Raw genomic sequence first — 15,172 nt, forward strand, 5'->3', positions numbered from 1 at the left:
TCGGGCTACGCCTGGCTGCATCAGCAGCATGTCGAGGGCGCTGACCTGGGCGCCGACCTCGATTTCCTGAAAGGTTGCCGAGGCAACCCGGTGGGCCGGGACAGCCACTGACGTCGGGCAGATGTTAGCACTACAACCCCGGTCTCACCGTCCTGCTCAAGCCCCTTACCGATGGAGTTGCGTTGCCCGGCGAACCGCACTGTACAATGCGTCCCTCGAAATAAATAAGCGTTCGCGAAAATCTGCGGGGGCCATCACATCTCGGGTAACCTTTGTGCGGACGATGCTGCCGTTGCCAGCGTCTCGGTCAATGACGGCAGCAAGTTCAAACGCGACATCAGTTTCGATGACAACTACCCGAGCGAATATCTCCAGAAGGCAGGGAGGACGAAGCAGTGGTCCGTTGCAGAGTCCGAAAGCGCGGACGGACCGAGCGGCGGCGGCGCTCATTTGGGTTCAGAAGGGTTGAAGCGGTTTAGCGGGACGTCAAAGCCGCCGTCCTGCTCGAGCCGTTTTTATCTTCGAGAAAACGTCATTGTCCCTAAGAGTGGACCTCTGGTGTTGCCGGATACTTCGATTAGCGATTCTGCGACGCGAAAGCCGGGGCTCCGCCGCGCCAAGACATATCCCCCTTTTGCGCCGGAATTTCCGGGACACGGCACTCCCACAACCCGAGCCTAAAGTCGCCTTGCCATTTGGCTCCGCTTCGTATCAACTTTACGTGATAGTAGACACCATTGTAGGCGAGACATAACCATGGCTGGAAAATTCGAACTCTACCAGGACAAGGCCGGCGAATTCCGCTTTCGGCTAAAGGCCGGCAATGGCGAGACCATTCTGGCGAGCGAGGGCTACAAGCAGAGGGCCAGCGCCGAGAGCGGCATAAGCTCAGTGCGCAAGAACGCGCCCCTGGATGAGCGCTACGAACGCAAGGAAACCTCGTCGGGCAAGCCGATGTTCAATCTTAAGGCCAGCAATGGCCAAGTGATAGGCACCAGTGAATCCTATAGCAGCGAGACCGCGCGCGAGAACGGCATCGACGCTGTCAAACGCAACGCCCCCGATGCGAAGTTCGAAGACAAGACCGCATAGGCGACTGAAGACGGCCGAGGCCCCCCATGTTTGACCTTCGGTCGGGCCCTGGTGGCCCGCCCGTTTCTGGCCGCACCGCGCCGCTTACGCCGACGTGGCGCGGACGGCGCCCTTGATCACGCGTCACCAGCAACGACGAAAGGGCAGAGGATGATCGGGATGGACGGCAAGGTATTCCTCGGTGGAGGCGGCGAGCGCTATGCTCAGCCGCAGGGCTTGGCTCTGAGATATGCCAACCGGCACGGTCTGGTGGCCGGGGCCACAGGCACCGGCAAGACGGTGACGCTGCAAATTCTGGCCGAGGGGTTTTCGGCCGCAGGCGTTCCGGTGTTCGTTTCAGACGTCAAGGGCGATCTGTCCGGGCTTGCCGCCGCCGGAAGCGCGGAATTCAAGCTGGACAAGGCGTTCAGAGACCGCGCCGCGATGATCGGGTTTTCGGACTATCACTACGAGAGTTTTCCCGTCACCTTCTGGGACCTGTTGGGAGAGCAGGGCCACCCGGTACGGACCACGGTGGCCGAGATGGGGCCGCTGCTTCTGGCGCGGCTAATGAGCCTGACGGACGCGCAGGAAGGGGTGCTGAACATCGCGTTCCGGCTGGCGGACGAGCACGGCTGGCCGCTTCTCGACCTCAAAGATCTTCAATCCCTCCTGGCTTGGACCGGAGAGAGCCGGGGTGACCTGGCGCTTCGCTACGGCAACGTCTCGTCCGCCTCGATCGGGGCGATCCAGCGCAAGCTACTGGTCCTCGAAAACCAGGGTGGCGCGAAATTTTTCGGCGAACCCGCGCTGGAGCTTTCGGACATCATGCGGGTCGGCACGGACGGACGCGGGATGGTCAACATACTGTCAGCTGACAAGCTGATGACCAGCCCCAGGCTATATGCCACCTTCCTGCTGTGGCTGCTGAGTGAGCTGTTTGAGACCCTTCCCGAGGTCGGTGATCCGGACAAGCCCAGGCTGGTGTTCTTCTTCGACGAGGCGCATCTGCTGTTCGATGACGCCCCGAAAGCCCTCGTGGACAAGGTCGAGCAGGTCGCGCGACTGATCCGGTCGAAGGGCGTCGGCGTCTATTTTGTCACGCAGACTCCGGCGGACATTCCCGAAGATGTGCTGGGGCAGCTGGGTAACCGTGTCCAGCACGCCCTCAGGGCCTTCACCGCCCGCGATCGCAAGGCCTTGAAACTTGCAGCCGAAACCTATCGGGAAAATCCGCGTTTTGATACCGCTCAGGCGATCCGCGAGGTCGGTGTCGGCGAGGCGGTGACATCCGTTCTGGTCGAGAAAGGCGTGCCGGGCATGGTCGAGCGGACGCTGATCCGCCCGCCGTCCTCGCAACTTGGAGCGATCGACGCCAGCTCGCGCGGCCGGATAATCGCCGCTTCCCCCATTGCAGGTAAATATGAGACGGCTGTCGACAGGTATTCGGCCCATGAGATATTGCTGAAACGTGCCACGGCCGCGGTGAAGGAAGCTGAGAAGGCCGGAGCCGCCGTGGAAGACATGGGCCAGGCAGAGCGGGAATATCACGCCGGGCGCCGGTATTCCGGCACACGTAGACCACAGTCTTCTTCCAGGCGCTCTGACAATGCGGATACGCTCGCTTCGGCGATCGGGACAGCGCTGGTGAAGGAACTAACGGGCACGACCGGGCGCCGGATCGTCCGCGGGATCCTGGGCGGGTTGTTCCGGGCGCGTTAGGCGACCATGGAGATCGCGAGCGCCTAGCCATTGGTCGGTCTAGCGTCCTCGAGTCGGTCGTTTACGGTCCTGATGCGGGGTCCCGTCACCGGACCGGCTGCTTTTCCAATGTCCCAGACCGTTGCAGGCACAGCGTTAACATTCATTGGCGCCGGCCGGGGATTTTGCATCGGGCGTCGGCGGAAATGGTGTCGCTCTCAACGCTCCGCCGCCTCTTTGCGTGTCATTTCGCGTTTCCGTCTTCGCCGTTACCGGGACAGTAGCGATGTGGCTCTGGACGCTGTCAGTGCTGCCAATGCGAGCCCGACGAAGGTCACTGTGAACCCCACGATCAACACCGACAGCGCGCCCCAACCATGTCGGGAAACCAGGGCGCCAACCGCTGGCGGGCCGAGGAAGGCGCCGATGCTGCCGAGTTGCGCGATCAGGCCGTTGGCCGGCCCGATCTGGGATGGGTGCCGCACGAGCCGAGGCACGGCCCCGAAGGTGAAAGCCATGAGGATACCGGTGGCAAACACCGCGATCGATGCCGCGGCCAGGGCGGTGCCGGCACTAAAGCCGGATTCGAAGGCAGGAAGCGCGCTGGCGATCAGGAGGAATGTGGCGGCGAGGATGGGCGCAGTCGGATTTGTCCGGTTGCCAAGCAAGCCATAGACGAGGCTGCCGGCGATGCTGGCGAGTGCGATCAGACCCGTGGCGCTGCCGGCCTGGGCTGAGCTGAAGCCATGGGCCTCGATCAGGAAGGTCGGCATCATGCTCAGGATGGACAGCGACAGCAGGGTGAGGCCGAGGAATGAACCGCCCAGCAACCAGGCCGCTGCGCCAAGTGCCTTGGGATCTTCGCGGTCTGCCGGGAGTGGCTCGGTCGACCCGGATGGCAGGAGCAGGAACCCGACCGCTGTCACCATGGCCACAAGGGCTCCGTTCGCAGCGAACCAACCGCGCCATCCCCAGGCTTGGGCGAGCGTGCCGCCGGCAATTGCGGCGAGGCTCAGCCCGAGAGTGAAGAATGTTCCCCAGAGCGCGAGCGCGGCGGGCTGGCTGCGCAGGGTCGCTTGATCCGCAATCAGCGTCGGCGCCGCGACGACGATTGCGAGATAGCCCATGCCTTCAACGGCGCGTACCAGGATCAGGAGTGCGGCTGCGGGCACCAGCACCGAAGCCAGGACACCGAACGCCAGCGTTGCAGCCCCAAGAACCAAGATGACACGCGCGCCTCTGCGCCGCACATACAGACCGGCGACCACACCGAAGACCGCAGAGGCCAAGGTGATCGTTGAAATCGCCCAGCCGAGCGTGGCCAGGTTCATCGAAAACGTGTCCCGAAGCTGCGTCGTCGCCGGCGCAACCCGTCCAACCTGCACGGCGCCGACGACGCCGATCGCATAGGCCAAGAGGATCGCGCGCCAATTTGTGCTGGTCGCCATGCCTGCCTCCCCGATGATTTCTTGTTTTTGGGGACAGGGTAGTTCGGAAGAGCAAACGGAACAATCCACTCAATTAGAACGTGTCTCGTTGGTTCGCGCCAAGCCAGACTCTAGCGACGGCAAGGCGCCCCCGATAATGGTCGTTCCGCGTCGGAGCTGTGCAGCCTAAGACCGTCTGTTCTCTCCTGCGCTTGCCGAGGGACTCAGGCGGTTGTGGGGGACGTTGTAGCGGATAAGCGCGGGCACTATAGGAAGACCATGGAGTTTCTCGCAATCTCCGGCAGTGCTCGAGGGCTTTCTACGAACACGGCGATGTTGCGCGCCGTGTCGGAAATAGCGCGACCAGAGCACTCGATACGTGTGTTCGACAGGATCAGCGATCTGCCGGTCTTTTCGCCCGATCTCGAGGGTCTCCGGTTACCCGACGCCGTTCGCGATCTCGCCTCTCAGATCCGGCACAGTGACGGGCTGATCGTCTCGAGCCCTGAATATGTAAGGGCAATCCCGGGCGGCCTGAAGAACGCAATCGACTGGCTCGTATCGCGAGATGAGTTCATCACCAAACCGATCGTCCTGATGCATGCGTCCCACCGTGGCGACGACATGCTCGCTCAGATCCGCACTGTTCTGTCTACAGTCAGCACACGATTTTCGGAAGATTTGTTCCTGCGCTTCGAGCTCATGAAGAAGACTCCCGTCGAGATTGCGGAGCATCTGAACCGGCCTCCGAACCGCCAGGCGGTCGCCGATTTTGTTCAGCAGTTCGCAGCATTCTGCAGTCGCTAGGAGCTCGGCGCTGCGCTTCGCGTTGTTGCCCTTGAAAGGCAGGAACGCGCTCCCAATCCCGGCCGTTCATGGGTGGGGCGGCTCCCTGTAATCTGACGTTCGCTGCAATCCAATAGAAGGCCCAGGGCACGGGACCAAGCGGTCGGTCGTCTAGACGTTCAGACTGTCGAAAACCTCCCGACAGAACCGATCAAACGTTTCAGTATCGTCCGAATCCGCGACCCAGACACGATCCAGTTCCAGTGCTCCGACCGGGACAATTCGTTCAGCGATGTCGGCCGGAGTAGTCTCGTCGATGCGACCACCTGCCCAATCATGAAAGGCTGAAGAATATCGAACGACCGCTCCGCTGGACGACAGGTCGATTGTTCCTCCTTCCGCAAAGAATGTCAGCCCGTCCCCCATCTCTTCCCCGATAAGCATGAGCTATTCTCCTAGACGGTGCTTCAGGATGGCGGTGAAGACGATCGCGGCGGAGAAGGTGAATTTGTCGACAAGCAGACCAACCTGGCGATCCTCCACGCCCTCCGAGATCGCGTCGATCAAAGGCATGGTCCGAAGAAAGTCGCCGCCCGTATTTCCGCGAATGTCAATAAGCAGGGGACTGCCCGGGCACGATCTTAAGAGTTCTGCCGCCTCGGCAACCGCACCCGAAAGTACAATTTTACTGGGATCGAAAAAACTCGGGAGGACCATGAGCATCCCGGACGGTCCGAAGTCTTTGGTCTTCCCATAGGACTCGGGAAACCAGGATGCGTCGGCTTTTCCATGCTCGTATCGCGGGTAGAATGCGGATGCGCGAACCAGACTTGCGGTATCGAGAGACAGTTTGCTGATCCGTCCCGTCTCAGTCCGGATCAGGTACTCGATTTTGTCGCCGCCCGAAGAAACTCCCAGGTGCAGCAATGCACTTGGCCAGGCGAAAAGGATTGGACCGATAACGCGTTTTCGTTGCAGTGTCCCCGCCAGATATTTCTCTGCGGATAGTTCGATTTCGCCTGCGGAAACGCCATTGACGGATATCAACTCGCGCCCGATCGCCTCTGAGAAATCTGACGTCGCATCAAGCAGGCGTGTAGCGGTGCCGATGGTAACGAACCTCAGGGGGAGAACCAAAATGGCATCGTTTGGGATCAACCGTGTATGTCCGTTCCCAGGAAGTGCGAGAAGGCGCATCAGGGAAAACAGGAATCTTCCTTCGAGTTCGCAAGGGCACTCTGACGGGCCTCGCTTATGTGGCGATCCAATTCCTTGCGTCCGATCGATCGGAAGCTGGGATCGGTCGTAAGGACCGTTGCCACTATTCGCTCTAGGTCTTCGATCATCGACATGTGTCAACGTGTATTCGAGGGCGCCGCAATGTCCATGGGGCTCGTACCGGACATCGCCCGGAGATTGACTACGGACGCGGCGAGGTGTGGTCAGCAACACATCTGGTAAGGGAATGCGTCCCGCTCCCGCCGCCCTTTAGGTCGCGAAGCCGATGCGCTGTCGCATCTCGGCAGCCTCGGGCGCGGTCAGGTGGGCAATCAGGGTCCGGGCAGCGTCGGGATGGGCGGCGCGGGAGGTGACAGCGGCGGTGTAGACGGTCGCGAGGCCGAGATCGCCCGGCAGGTCGCCCATATAATCGACGCCCGGGGTATTCAGGATCTCGGTGATCTGGGTACAGCCGATCGGGTTCGCCTCTTCTCCCGCGGCCATTGCCGCCATCGCCGTCTGGCCGTTGGGGAAGAGGTGGAAGCGGTCTTGCACCTCCTCGGTGATCCCGAGACGATCCATGACTGAAGCGAAATGGATGCCCGCGGTCGCCTTCACAGGATCGGGGAAGTAGATCGCATCGGCACTGGTCAGTGCGGCGCGGAGGGCCTCTGGCGTCGAGAGATCCTCGGCCGGGCTGCCGCTGCGGCGGGCGACACCAGTCACGACGCGGCCTAGATCGGCCACCGTCTCGGCCACCACGAGGCCCTCTGCCGCGAGCGCTTCAATGATTTTGCGGGTGAGGATCAGGAGGTCGACCTCCTCACCACCTAGGAAGCGTTCCCGCATGCCGCCGACCGCGCCGAAATCGCCCTTGAGGCCGAGGCCGGTCTCAGCTGAAAACGCCGGGGTAGCGGCGGTGACGAGGCCGTTCGCAGCGCCGCCGCTGAGGATCTTCAGGTCCATCTCATTCACTTTCCAAAGCTCCGGTGTGGTCAGGCGAGCGCCCGGATGATGGCGTCGCGGTTGAGGGGCAGGTCGTTGAGGCGGACCCCAAGCGCGTCGCGCAGGGCATTGGCGACGGCGGCTGCGGTCGGGCCCTGTGCCGCCTCGGCGCAGCCGAGCGGCGGCTCAAAGGGATGCGCGATCAGGCGGACGGAGATCTCGGGCACCTCGTCGAAGCGCAGGATCGGGTAGTCGAGCCAGCTTGCGGTTGCCACGCGATCGGCCTCGAAGCGCACCTGTTCCTTCAGGGTCCAGCTGATCGCCTGCAGGATGCCGCCTTCGGTCTGGTTGATCGCGCCGTCGGGGTTGATGATCTCGCCCCCATCAAGTGCGGCGAAGACCCGGGTGACGCGAGGCTCGTCTTCGATCTCCAACTCCAGAAGCACGGCGCACCAGGCGGCGCTGTTCTTGTAGCGCGCGTAGCCGAGCCCCCAGCCCGTGCCCTCCGGGCGCGGTTTTGCGAAGGGATCGCCGGCGGCGGCCACAACTGCCTCGATCACGGCGCAGGCACGTGGGTCGTCGAGATGGCGGAGGCGGAAGACGGCGGGACTTTCGCCGAGATCATTGGCTATCTCGTCCATCAACGCCTCGATGGCGAGGACATTGGTGAAGCCACCGAGGCTGCGCAGCGAGGAGGTTCGGAAGGGCAGTCCATGCACCAGCCGCTTTGCGATGCGTAGGTTCGGGATGGCATAGCCGGGCACGGCGTTGCGCTCCGCCCCGCCCCCATTTGCGAGCGGCACGTCTGCCGACCGGGGGATCGGGAAGGGTTTGGCAAGATAGGCCGCGGCGCGCAGGTTCGGTGCACCGTTACGGCCTGGGCGATTGCCGTGCGGTGGGCTGGCGGCAGTGACTTCCATGCCCGTGATACGGTTTTCCGTGTCAAGCCAGGCACGGGCCGTCGTCGCCATGCCGGGGCCGAGGGGAGCGCACTGGAACTCGTCAGCGCGCGACCAGATCACCTTTACCGGCCGTCCGGGCACAGCGCGGGCGATAAGCGCCGCGTCGAGCGCAACGTCATCGGCGCCGTTATGGCCGTAGCAGCCAGCGCCTGGACGATGGTGGACGGAGATCGCCTCTTGCGCCAGGCCGAAGACATCCGCGAGCGCGGAGCGGAGCGGAAAGACGCCCTGGCTGTGGGTCCAGACCTCCAGCACATCGTCCTGCCAGAGAGCGAGGGCGGCGGAGGGGCCGATGGAGCCGTGGCTGAGATAGGGTCGCGTAACGGTGAGGCACTGACTGGAAAGGCCCGAGAGCAGGGCAATATCGCCTGCCTCATGGACTACCTCGAGCGGCTCATCGCTTTCGCGGATCGCGACAACGGGGTCGGAGGGGGCCGGGCCGGGCGCAGGCCATCTGGCTCGGGCAGCGGCCCATTGCGCGGCGCGGACAGCGGCAAACTCGGTTTCCGCCGCGAGGCCAAGGAAGGCGCCGTCCCGTAGAACGGCGACGACGCCGGGGCGGGCGCGGAGAGCCTCGAGGTCGATCGAGACCTCTCCGGCGGCCATCCGCGGCGGGTGGATCGCCCGGCCGTGGAGCAAGCCCTCGGGCGCGAGATCATGAACGAAGGGTGTGCCCGTCAGCCGCTCCGCCAGGTCTATGCGGGGGAGTGGGCGGCCCGCGACACGACGCGCCTCCGGCGGCTTCGGTGCGGCCCAGTCGACAATCGGAGTGGCAAACGAGGCGGTCTCGGCCAGGGTCCAGAGGGTAAGCGGCTGCGCCCTGCCCTCCCGTTCTACGGTGCCGCGGGCAAGCGCCAGCTCGTCTGGCCGGCATTGCAGGAGCGTCGCGGCCTCGGCCAGCAATAAGTGACGGGCGGCAGAGGCGGCGAGGCGGATCGCCATACCGCCCTGGGCGATGGAGAGGCTGCCGGAGGTGAACCCCTCGTTCGGGGTCAGCGAGGTGTCGGCCCCGGTGATACGAATCTGTTCGGGGTCGAGGTCGAGCTCGTCGGCGGCAATCTGAAGAAGCGCGGTCAGGTTCCCCTGGCCGAGCTCTACCCGGCCCGTTCGGAGGTCGAGGCAACCGGGTTCGCTGAGCGAGATCCAGTCGGAGATCAGCGGCGCGGCGGCGAGCGGAATGGGCAGGCTCATGAGGCGCTCTCCGCACAGGCGGCGACGGCCCGCTCCACGGCGTTCAGAATCCGGACATGAGTGCCACAGCGGCAGAGATGGCCCGAGAGTGCGGAGCGGATCTCTGGCCCGTCCGGGGCCGGGCGGCGGGCGCAGAGGCTGCGGGCAGTCGCAATGATCCCGGGCAGGCAATAGCCGCATTGGGCAGCCTGCAAGTCGACCAATGCGGCGAGGAGCGGATGGTTGGGTTGGGCAGCGTGGAGGCCTTCGACCGTCTCGATCGCCCGGCCCGCGACGGCGGAGAGCGGCAGGTCGCAGGAGGTTATGGGCTTGCCGTCCATCAGGACGGTGCAGGCGCCGCAGCTGCCCTCGCCGCAGCCAAAGCGGGTGGCGCGGAGACCGAGGACATCGCGCAGGGCATAGAGGAGCGGCATCTGCGGATCGGCCGTAACCGAGACATCACGGCCGTTGAGGCGCAGCCGGGTTTCCGGCTCGGTTGGAGCTACGCTCATCCTCATCCTCCCTCTCGAAGCAGGTCAGTCGCGCGGGGTGACTGACAAGTCCTTCGCCGTCGTCTCAAAATGCCGGCGCAGAAGCTCGCAGGCGCGTTCGGTGTCGCGGGCGAGCACAGCCTGCGAGATCGCGGCGTGTTCTTCGCCGAGGTGCCGGGCGCCACCGCGACCGCGAACCGAGGCGCGGCGGTAGCGTTCACAGAGGTCCTGTAACCCGGAGCGGACGCGCAGCAGCCAGGCGGAACCGCAGGCGGAGACCAGCGCGCTATGAAAGGCCGCGTTCGCTTCCTCCCAGGAATCCCGCACCTCGCCGCCGGCGCTCTCGAGTGCGGCATCCTCCTTCGCCATGATGTAGCTGGCCGCGACGACGCGGGCCTCCCAGGCCGGATCGCCACCCGCGATGGAGCGGCGGAGCGCTGCCATCTCCACGTCAGTGCGGGCGATGTTAAGATCAGTGAACTCCTCGAAATCGAGGGGAGCTACCGTGAAACCGCGGTTGCCCTCGCTCAAGACCAGCTGCTCAGCGCTGAGTTTCTGGAGCGCCTCGCGCAACGGCGTCGGCCCGATGTCGTAGAGCTGGCGGAGCTTCTCGATTCGCAGGCGTTCACCTGGGGCGCGGACGCCGCGGATGATGTCGTGCCGCATCGCGCGGTAGGCGGCCTCGGTCAGGGTTTCGCCCGCCTCCGGCTGGATCGGGGCGGCAAGCGGCGTAGCGCTCTGGTGGCCTGTCGCCTCTGTCACGGTCGAGCTCCTCGTCTTCACGGTTCGGTTTCGCCTCGCTTTTGCTCTACGAAACTCCGTTTGACAACGGCGTTTAGATATGATTTCGAGTTTTATCGATAAAATTGGAGTTTGTCGATACAATGAAGCTTGTGACTTTCGAGACTGGCGGCAAGACCTGTGCCGGATACCTGGACGGTGAGGAGGTCGTGGTCTGCGCCGAGGGAATAGGCGCGGATCAGGCCGTTCTCGGGCTCGCCAGCCAGGGCGCGGCGGGGCTCAGGGACTGGGCAATGGGAGGCGGGCGTCGGATTGCGTCAAGCGAGGTCAGGCTGCGCGCGCCCATCCCTGAGCCTCGGCGTGACATTTTCTGCGTCGGCAAGAACTACTATGCCCATGCGGCTGAGTTCCATGGTTCCGGCTTCGACTCAACCGGCAAGGCCGCGGTGCCAGAAGTGCCAATCATCTTCACCAAGGCCACGACCTCGGTCGTCGGTCCCGGCGATGCGGTGGATAGCAGCCTCGATCCTACGGCGAGCGTCGACTACGAGGGCGAGCTCGGCGTGGTCATTGGCAAGGGCGGGCGCGGGATCGCCGCGGCCGATGCCTTCGACCATGTCTTTGGCTACGTGATCCTGAACGACGTGACCTCGCGCGAGCTGCAGCGGCGCCACAACCAGTGGATCATCGGCAAGGGGATCGACACCTTCTGCCCGATGGGGCCCTGGCTGGTGACCGCCGATGAGGTGGCCGACGTGCGCGCAATGACCCTGGAAACCCGGGTGAACGGCCAGACGCGGCAGAAGGCCTCCGTCGCCGACCTGATCTTCGACATCCCGACGCTGATCGAGACGCTTTCGGCCACGATGACGCTGCTTCCGGGCGACATCATCGCGACCGGCACGCCCGAGGGCGTAGGCATCGGTTTCACGCCCCCCCGTTTCCTTGCCGCCGGCGACCGGATGGTGGTGACGATCACGGGGCTCGGAGAACTGGAGAACCCGGTGATTTGAAGATCGCGCCGGCCCCTGCCCCGGTGGCGCGGTTCGGCGCAACGCCAAGAAAGAAGGCCGGAACGGCCATCCTGTCTCAGAGGAGGAGAACAGACCCATGAAACAGATTTTGCGCACCGCATTTACCACCTTGGCTGCGACCGCGCTGGTCGGCGTCGGCGCGGGGAGCGCCGTGGCAGAAGTGACGGTGAACGCCCAGACCGCGCTTCCGACCCAGCACACCCTGTCGAAGAGCTTCATCAAGAACTTCGTCGACGTCGTGAACAAGGAGGGCAAAGGCACGGTGCAGGTCAACCTGCTCGGCGGGCCGGAGATCACCCCCGCGAACCGCGCGGGCCAGGCGATCCAGCGTGGCGTGATCGACATGCTCTTCATCCCGGCGGCCTATCTGTCAGGCGTCGTGCCGCCGGCGCAGGCGATGATGCTGCAGGACGTGGGAATCGACAAACTCCATTCCGACGGGGCCTTCGCCTATTACTCCGGCGTGTTCCAGAAGCGGCTACACGCCCATCTTCTTGCTTGGTCGGAGACCGGCCCGGCCTCAGGCTACTACCTCTACATGAAGACCAAGCCGCCGATGAAGGACGGGGTCATCGACCTCAAGGGCCTCGCCATGCGCTCAACCGGCGCCTACCGGCCGATCGAGCAAGCGCTGCACGCGAGCACGGTACAGATCGCGTCGGGAGATGTGCCGACCGGGCTCGACCGTGGCGTGATCCAGGGCTTTGGCTGGCCGACGGTTGGTCTGGCCTCGATCGGCCTCGCCCCGAAGGTGAAGTACCGGATCGAGCCGAAGTTCTACAGCCTGGCGGACGTCGTGCTGGTCTCCGACAAAAAGTGGAACAGCCTGCCCAAGGACGCCCAGGCGATGCTGACCAAGATCGCTGGGGAATACGAGCACAGCTCGATCAACGAGATCACCGCGCAAAACAAGGCTGATATCGCGGCGGCCGACAAGGCCGGAGTGGAGCCGATCACAATGACCGGCGCCGGGGCGAAGGCCTATCTCAAGATCGCCTCCGACGCGATGTGGACGGAGGTTGGCAAGCGCGTCGACGCCGCGACCGTCAAGAAGTTGCGCGGGATGCTGCAGAACGTCGGCGAGTGATCCGGTACAGACCCAGGGCGTTCGGCCGGGTGGCCGGGCGCCCGTTTCCCCACCATTGGAGACCGCAATGCTAAGGACGCTTGGCCGCCTTCAAGATGCGCTGGTTCTGGGCGCGCTGGTGCTTTCGAGCACGCTTATCGGGGTCGCGATCCTGCTGGTGGTCGTCGACGTCAGTCTTCGGGCCCTGCGGATCGCGGATTTGAACTTCACCGTCGCCTTTGTCGAATACATCTTGCTCTACTTCGTTCTCCTCGCCGCGCCTTACCTCGTGCGCGAGCGCGGCCATGTCGTTGCCGACATGATCCATTCGCGAATGACCGGCACGCCGCGGTTGGTGATGGAGAAGCTGATCTACATTGTCTGCATTTTGGTCTCGCTGGTCTTCGCCTGGTCGGGCCTGATGCTGCTGATCGGGGCCATCCAGAACGGCTACATCGACGAGCGCTCGGTCAATATTCCCTATTGGCTGCTCTACATCTGGTACCCGCCCTGCTTCGTCCTGATCGCGATCGAATTCGCGCGCTTCCTCTTCGGACACGGGTCCTACTTCGAGAAGCACGACAACCTGGAGTCTCTCTGAGCCATGGAATGGTACTGGGCCCTGACCCTGCTGATCGGCATGGTCATCTTCTTCATGGCAATGGCGGTTCCGGTCGCCTTCGCCTTCATGGCCGCGAACCTGATAGGCGCGCTGGTCTTCATCGGCGGGACGAATGCGATCCTTCAGGTGGTGGACAATTCCTCCTCCATGATCACTCGGTTTCAGCTGGCGCCGGTGCCCTTCTTCATCGTCATGGGGTCGCTCTTCTTCCACTCGGGCCTCGCCGTGAGGGTTTTCGACACGCTGGACAAGTTCCTCGGCCGGATCCCTGGGCGCCTGTGCTACCTGACGGTCGCGGGTGGCACGATCTTCTCCACCCTGACTGGATCGAGCATGGCCAATACCGCGATGCTCGGCTCTCTGATGGTGCCAGAGATGCAGCGGCGCGGCTACAGTCGGCGGATGTCGCTGGGGCCGATCCTGGGCACCGGTGGACTTGCCATGATCATCCCGCCCTCGACGCTGGGGGTGCTTCTGGCCTCGCTTGCCGGAATTGATGTCGGCCGATTCCTCATCGCCGGGATCGGGCCGGGGTTCCTACTCTCGGGTCTCTTCGTGGTGCTGATCACAATCCAGATCTGGCTCCACCCCGAGGGGACGCCGAATTACGAGATCGAGAAGATCGACTGGCGCGCCGCTCTCAAGGAGGCTGCCGTCAACATTCTGCCGATGTCGCTCGTCGTCTTCATGGTGATCGGGTTGATCATCCTCGGCGTCGCGACCCCAACGGAATCGGCGGCGTTCGGCGTGGCGGGTGTGCTAATCCTCGCAGTGGCCTTCCGGCTCATCTCACTTGAGGTGATCAAGACCTCGATGCTCTCGACCGTAAAGGTGAGCGGGATGGTGTTCTTCATCATCCTCAACTCATCGATCTTCAGCCAGCTTCTGGCCTATTCCGGGGCCAGCGCGGGGATGCTGCATTACGCGACCTCCTTCGAGGTCTCGCGGCTCTACATGCTGAGCGCGATCTTCGTCTGCATCCTGATCCTGGGAATGTTCATGGATCCGGTCTCGATCATGCTGATCACGGTGCCGATCTTCTTCCCACTGATCCACGCGCTCGGGGTAAACCCGATCTGGTTCGGCATCTTTATGCTGCTCGGGTTGGAAATGAGCCAGACGACGCCGCCCTTCGGCCTGTTGCTCTTCGTCATGCTCGGAGTCGCACCGAAGGGCACGACGCTGAGACAGGTCGCCTCTGCTGCGGCGCCGTTCCTGATTTGCGATCTGGTGGTAATCGGAATCATGGCGCTGTTTCCGGCGCTGGTGCTCTACCTGCCCGGGCTGATGTGAACGGATAGGACGTGCCGCCGGCCGGGCTGAAGGCGGCCGGCGACGAGCGCCGCAGCACGATGTCACGGCTCGCGCGCGTGCTGCGAGCCGAGGGACTTATCGTCACCGACCGCGACACCGGCTCACCGTTTCTTGCCTTCGCCCGCGCGGGGGCCTTCCGGCTGGTTGGAACACTCGTCGGCACAGCGGCCTATGCACTCTACCAGGACGAGCTGGGGGTGCGCTTTGATGCCGAGGGACTGGCTAAGACCGGCGATCTCGACTTCGCCAGCTTCGAGCGGGTCAAGCCGCTGCCTGCGCTTGGCGTCAGCATATAGGCGCTCAACGACCTGAACGACCTGATTGCCGAGCCGATTCCGACCACCGCCCTCTACCGCTCAGGCGTGCTCGTACAGATCCCACAGCCCGAACGGTTTGCGATCCACAAGCTGATCGTTGCCGACCGGGGCTTTGGTGGGGGGACGATCAGGCCAAGTCACGCAAGGACCGAGGCAAGGCGGCGTTTCTGATCGAGGTGCGGGACGCAGAGCGCCCCGATGACCTGCGCGACGCCTATGAGGATGCGCTTGGTCCGCGTTGGCGGGGCGGATCAACACCAGCTTGGCCAGGATGCGGGAGACCGGCGCGCGGTTGCACATCCAAAAA

The 15,172-nt window shown here is 63.8% G+C and carries 16 protein-coding genes; 9 read left to right on the forward strand and 7 right to left on the reverse strand.

All coding sequences use genetic code 11. The annotated features are described in order from the left end of the window. Positions 1–756 precede the first annotated feature (756 nt). Positions 757–1,092, forward strand: coding sequence for a YegP family protein (locus tag EIP85_RS20720; RefSeq protein WP_127904127.1), 336 nt, complete (start codon positions 757–759; stop codon positions 1,090–1,092). Positions 1,093–1,251: 159 nt separating this feature from the next. Then, positions 1,252–2,793 carry a helicase HerA-like domain-containing protein gene (locus EIP85_RS20725; RefSeq protein ID WP_127904128.1) on the forward strand — a complete coding sequence of 514 codons (1,542 nt, stop codon included), beginning with the start codon at positions 1,252–1,254 and terminating at the stop codon, positions 2,791–2,793. A gap of 248 nt (positions 2,794–3,041) precedes the next feature. On the opposite strand, the gene EIP85_RS20730 is transcribed toward EIP85_RS20725, so the two are convergent. Next, complete coding sequence (locus tag EIP85_RS20730) at positions 3,042–4,220, reverse strand: MFS transporter (RefSeq protein WP_127904129.1); 1,179 nt, start codon at positions 4,218–4,220, stop codon at positions 3,042–3,044. A 258-nt stretch (positions 4,221–4,478) separates the two neighbouring features. Between EIP85_RS20730 and EIP85_RS20735 the strand changes: the two genes are divergently transcribed. Next, complete coding sequence (locus EIP85_RS20735) at positions 4,479–5,006, forward strand: NADPH-dependent FMN reductase (RefSeq protein WP_127904130.1); 528 nt, start codon at positions 4,479–4,481, stop codon at positions 5,004–5,006. A gap of 150 nt (positions 5,007–5,156) precedes the next feature. On the opposite strand, the gene EIP85_RS23315 is transcribed toward EIP85_RS20735, so the two are convergent. The 6 genes from EIP85_RS23315 to EIP85_RS20760 all read right to left on the reverse strand — a co-directional run bounded on the left by EIP85_RS23315 (position 5,157) and on the right by EIP85_RS20760 (position 10,533). Next, positions 5,157–5,429 (reverse strand): hypothetical protein, encoded by a 273-nt coding sequence (locus EIP85_RS23315; protein ID WP_241560120.1) that lies wholly within the window; start codon positions 5,427–5,429, stop codon positions 5,157–5,159. A gap of 3 nt (positions 5,430–5,432) precedes the next feature. After that, positions 5,433–6,143: a hypothetical protein gene (locus EIP85_RS23320; protein WP_241560121.1), complete on the reverse strand. Its 711-nt coding sequence runs from the start codon at positions 6,141–6,143 to the stop codon at positions 5,433–5,435. A gap of 330 nt (positions 6,144–6,473) precedes the next feature. Then, positions 6,474–7,169 carry a molybdate ABC transporter substrate-binding protein gene (locus tag EIP85_RS20745; protein WP_127904131.1) on the reverse strand — a complete coding sequence of 232 codons (696 nt, stop codon included), beginning with the start codon at positions 7,167–7,169 and terminating at the stop codon, positions 6,474–6,476. Positions 7,170–7,198: 29 nt separating this feature from the next. Further along, on the reverse strand, positions 7,199–9,301 hold the full coding sequence (locus tag EIP85_RS20750) for a xanthine dehydrogenase family protein molybdopterin-binding subunit (protein WP_127904132.1): 2,103 nt from the start codon (positions 9,299–9,301) through the stop codon (positions 7,199–7,201). Further along, the gene (locus EIP85_RS20755) at positions 9,298–9,792 is read right to left on the reverse strand and encodes a (2Fe-2S)-binding protein (RefSeq protein ID WP_127904133.1); all 495 of its coding nucleotides are present in this window, start codon (positions 9,790–9,792) and stop codon (positions 9,298–9,300) included. Before EIP85_RS20755 ends, EIP85_RS20750 begins: the two co-directional genes overlap by 4 nt. A 24-nt stretch (positions 9,793–9,816) precedes the next feature. Beyond that, positions 9,817–10,533 carry an FCD domain-containing protein gene (locus EIP85_RS20760; protein WP_241560122.1) on the reverse strand — a complete coding sequence of 239 codons (717 nt, stop codon included), beginning with the start codon at positions 10,531–10,533 and terminating at the stop codon, positions 9,817–9,819. 122 nt (positions 10,534–10,655) lie between these two features. Between EIP85_RS20760 and EIP85_RS20765 the strand changes: the two genes are divergently transcribed. The 6 genes from EIP85_RS20765 to EIP85_RS23330 all read left to right on the forward strand — a co-directional run bounded on the left by EIP85_RS20765 (position 10,656) and on the right by EIP85_RS23330 (position 15,036). Beyond that, on the forward strand, positions 10,656–11,525 hold the full coding sequence (locus tag EIP85_RS20765; protein ID WP_127904134.1) for a fumarylacetoacetate hydrolase family protein: 870 nt from the start codon (positions 10,656–10,658) through the stop codon (positions 11,523–11,525). A gap of 97 nt (positions 11,526–11,622) precedes the next feature. Continuing rightward, a complete protein-coding gene (gene dctP / locus EIP85_RS20770; RefSeq protein ID WP_127904135.1) occupies positions 11,623–12,633 on the forward strand; it encodes a TRAP transporter substrate-binding protein DctP in 1,011 nt (336 codons plus the stop codon). 67 nt (positions 12,634–12,700) lie between these two features. After that, positions 12,701–13,213 (forward strand): TRAP transporter small permease, encoded by a 513-nt coding sequence (locus EIP85_RS20775; RefSeq protein WP_127904136.1) that lies wholly within the window; start codon positions 12,701–12,703, stop codon positions 13,211–13,213. A gap of 3 nt (positions 13,214–13,216) precedes the next feature. Continuing rightward, positions 13,217–14,527, forward strand: a complete 1,311-nt coding sequence (locus EIP85_RS20780; protein WP_127904137.1) for a TRAP transporter large permease — start codon at positions 13,217–13,219, stop codon at positions 14,525–14,527. A 59-nt stretch (positions 14,528–14,586) separates the two neighbouring features. After that, the gene (locus EIP85_RS23325) at positions 14,587–14,844 is read left to right on the forward strand and encodes a GSU2403 family nucleotidyltransferase fold protein (protein ID WP_241560123.1); all 258 of its coding nucleotides are present in this window, start codon (positions 14,587–14,589) and stop codon (positions 14,842–14,844) included. 36 nt (positions 14,845–14,880) lie between these two features. Beyond that, positions 14,881–15,036, forward strand: coding sequence for a GSU2403 family nucleotidyltransferase fold protein (locus EIP85_RS23330; protein ID WP_241560124.1), 156 nt, complete (start codon positions 14,881–14,883; stop codon positions 15,034–15,036). The last annotated feature ends 136 nt before the right edge of the window (positions 15,037–15,172 follow it).

The organism is Solirhodobacter olei (assembly GCF_004010155.1).
GTDB classification, from domain to species: domain Bacteria; phylum Pseudomonadota; class Alphaproteobacteria; order Rhodobacterales; family Rhodobacteraceae; genus Solirhodobacter; species Solirhodobacter olei.

Bases quoted from the DNA above. Each gene is read 5' to 3' on its own strand.
- EIP85_RS20730 (WP_127904129.1), bottom strand. From the start codon at position 4,220: ATGGCGACCAGCACAAATTGGCGCGCGATCCTCTTGGCCTATGCGATC.
- EIP85_RS23315 (WP_241560120.1), bottom strand. From the start codon at position 5,429: ATGCTTATCGGGGAAGAGATGGGGGACGGGCTGACATTCTTTGCGGAA.
- EIP85_RS20735 (WP_127904130.1), top strand. From the start codon at position 4,479: ATGGAGTTTCTCGCAATCTCCGGCAGTGCTCGAGGGCTTTCTACGAAC.
- EIP85_RS20750 (WP_127904132.1), bottom strand. From the start codon at position 9,301: ATGAGCCTGCCCATTCCGCTCGCCGCCGCGCCGCTGATCTCCGACTGG.
- dctP (WP_127904135.1), top strand. From the start codon at position 11,623: ATGAAACAGATTTTGCGCACCGCATTTACCACCTTGGCTGCGACCGCG.
- EIP85_RS20775 (WP_127904136.1), top strand. From the start codon at position 12,701: ATGCTAAGGACGCTTGGCCGCCTTCAAGATGCGCTGGTTCTGGGCGCG.
- EIP85_RS20780 (WP_127904137.1), top strand. From the start codon at position 13,217: ATGGAATGGTACTGGGCCCTGACCCTGCTGATCGGCATGGTCATCTTC.
- EIP85_RS20745 (WP_127904131.1), bottom strand. From the start codon at position 7,169: ATGGACCTGAAGATCCTCAGCGGCGGCGCTGCGAACGGCCTCGTCACC.
- EIP85_RS20720 (WP_127904127.1), top strand. From the start codon at position 757: ATGGCTGGAAAATTCGAACTCTACCAGGACAAGGCCGGCGAATTCCGC.
- EIP85_RS20725 (WP_127904128.1), top strand. From the start codon at position 1,252: ATGGACGGCAAGGTATTCCTCGGTGGAGGCGGCGAGCGCTATGCTCAG.
- EIP85_RS23325 (WP_241560123.1), top strand. From the start codon at position 14,587: ATGTCACGGCTCGCGCGCGTGCTGCGAGCCGAGGGACTTATCGTCACC.
- EIP85_RS20755 (WP_127904133.1), bottom strand. From the start codon at position 9,792: ATGAGCGTAGCTCCAACCGAGCCGGAAACCCGGCTGCGCCTCAACGGC.
- EIP85_RS20765 (WP_127904134.1), top strand. From the start codon at position 10,656: ATGAAGCTTGTGACTTTCGAGACTGGCGGCAAGACCTGTGCCGGATAC.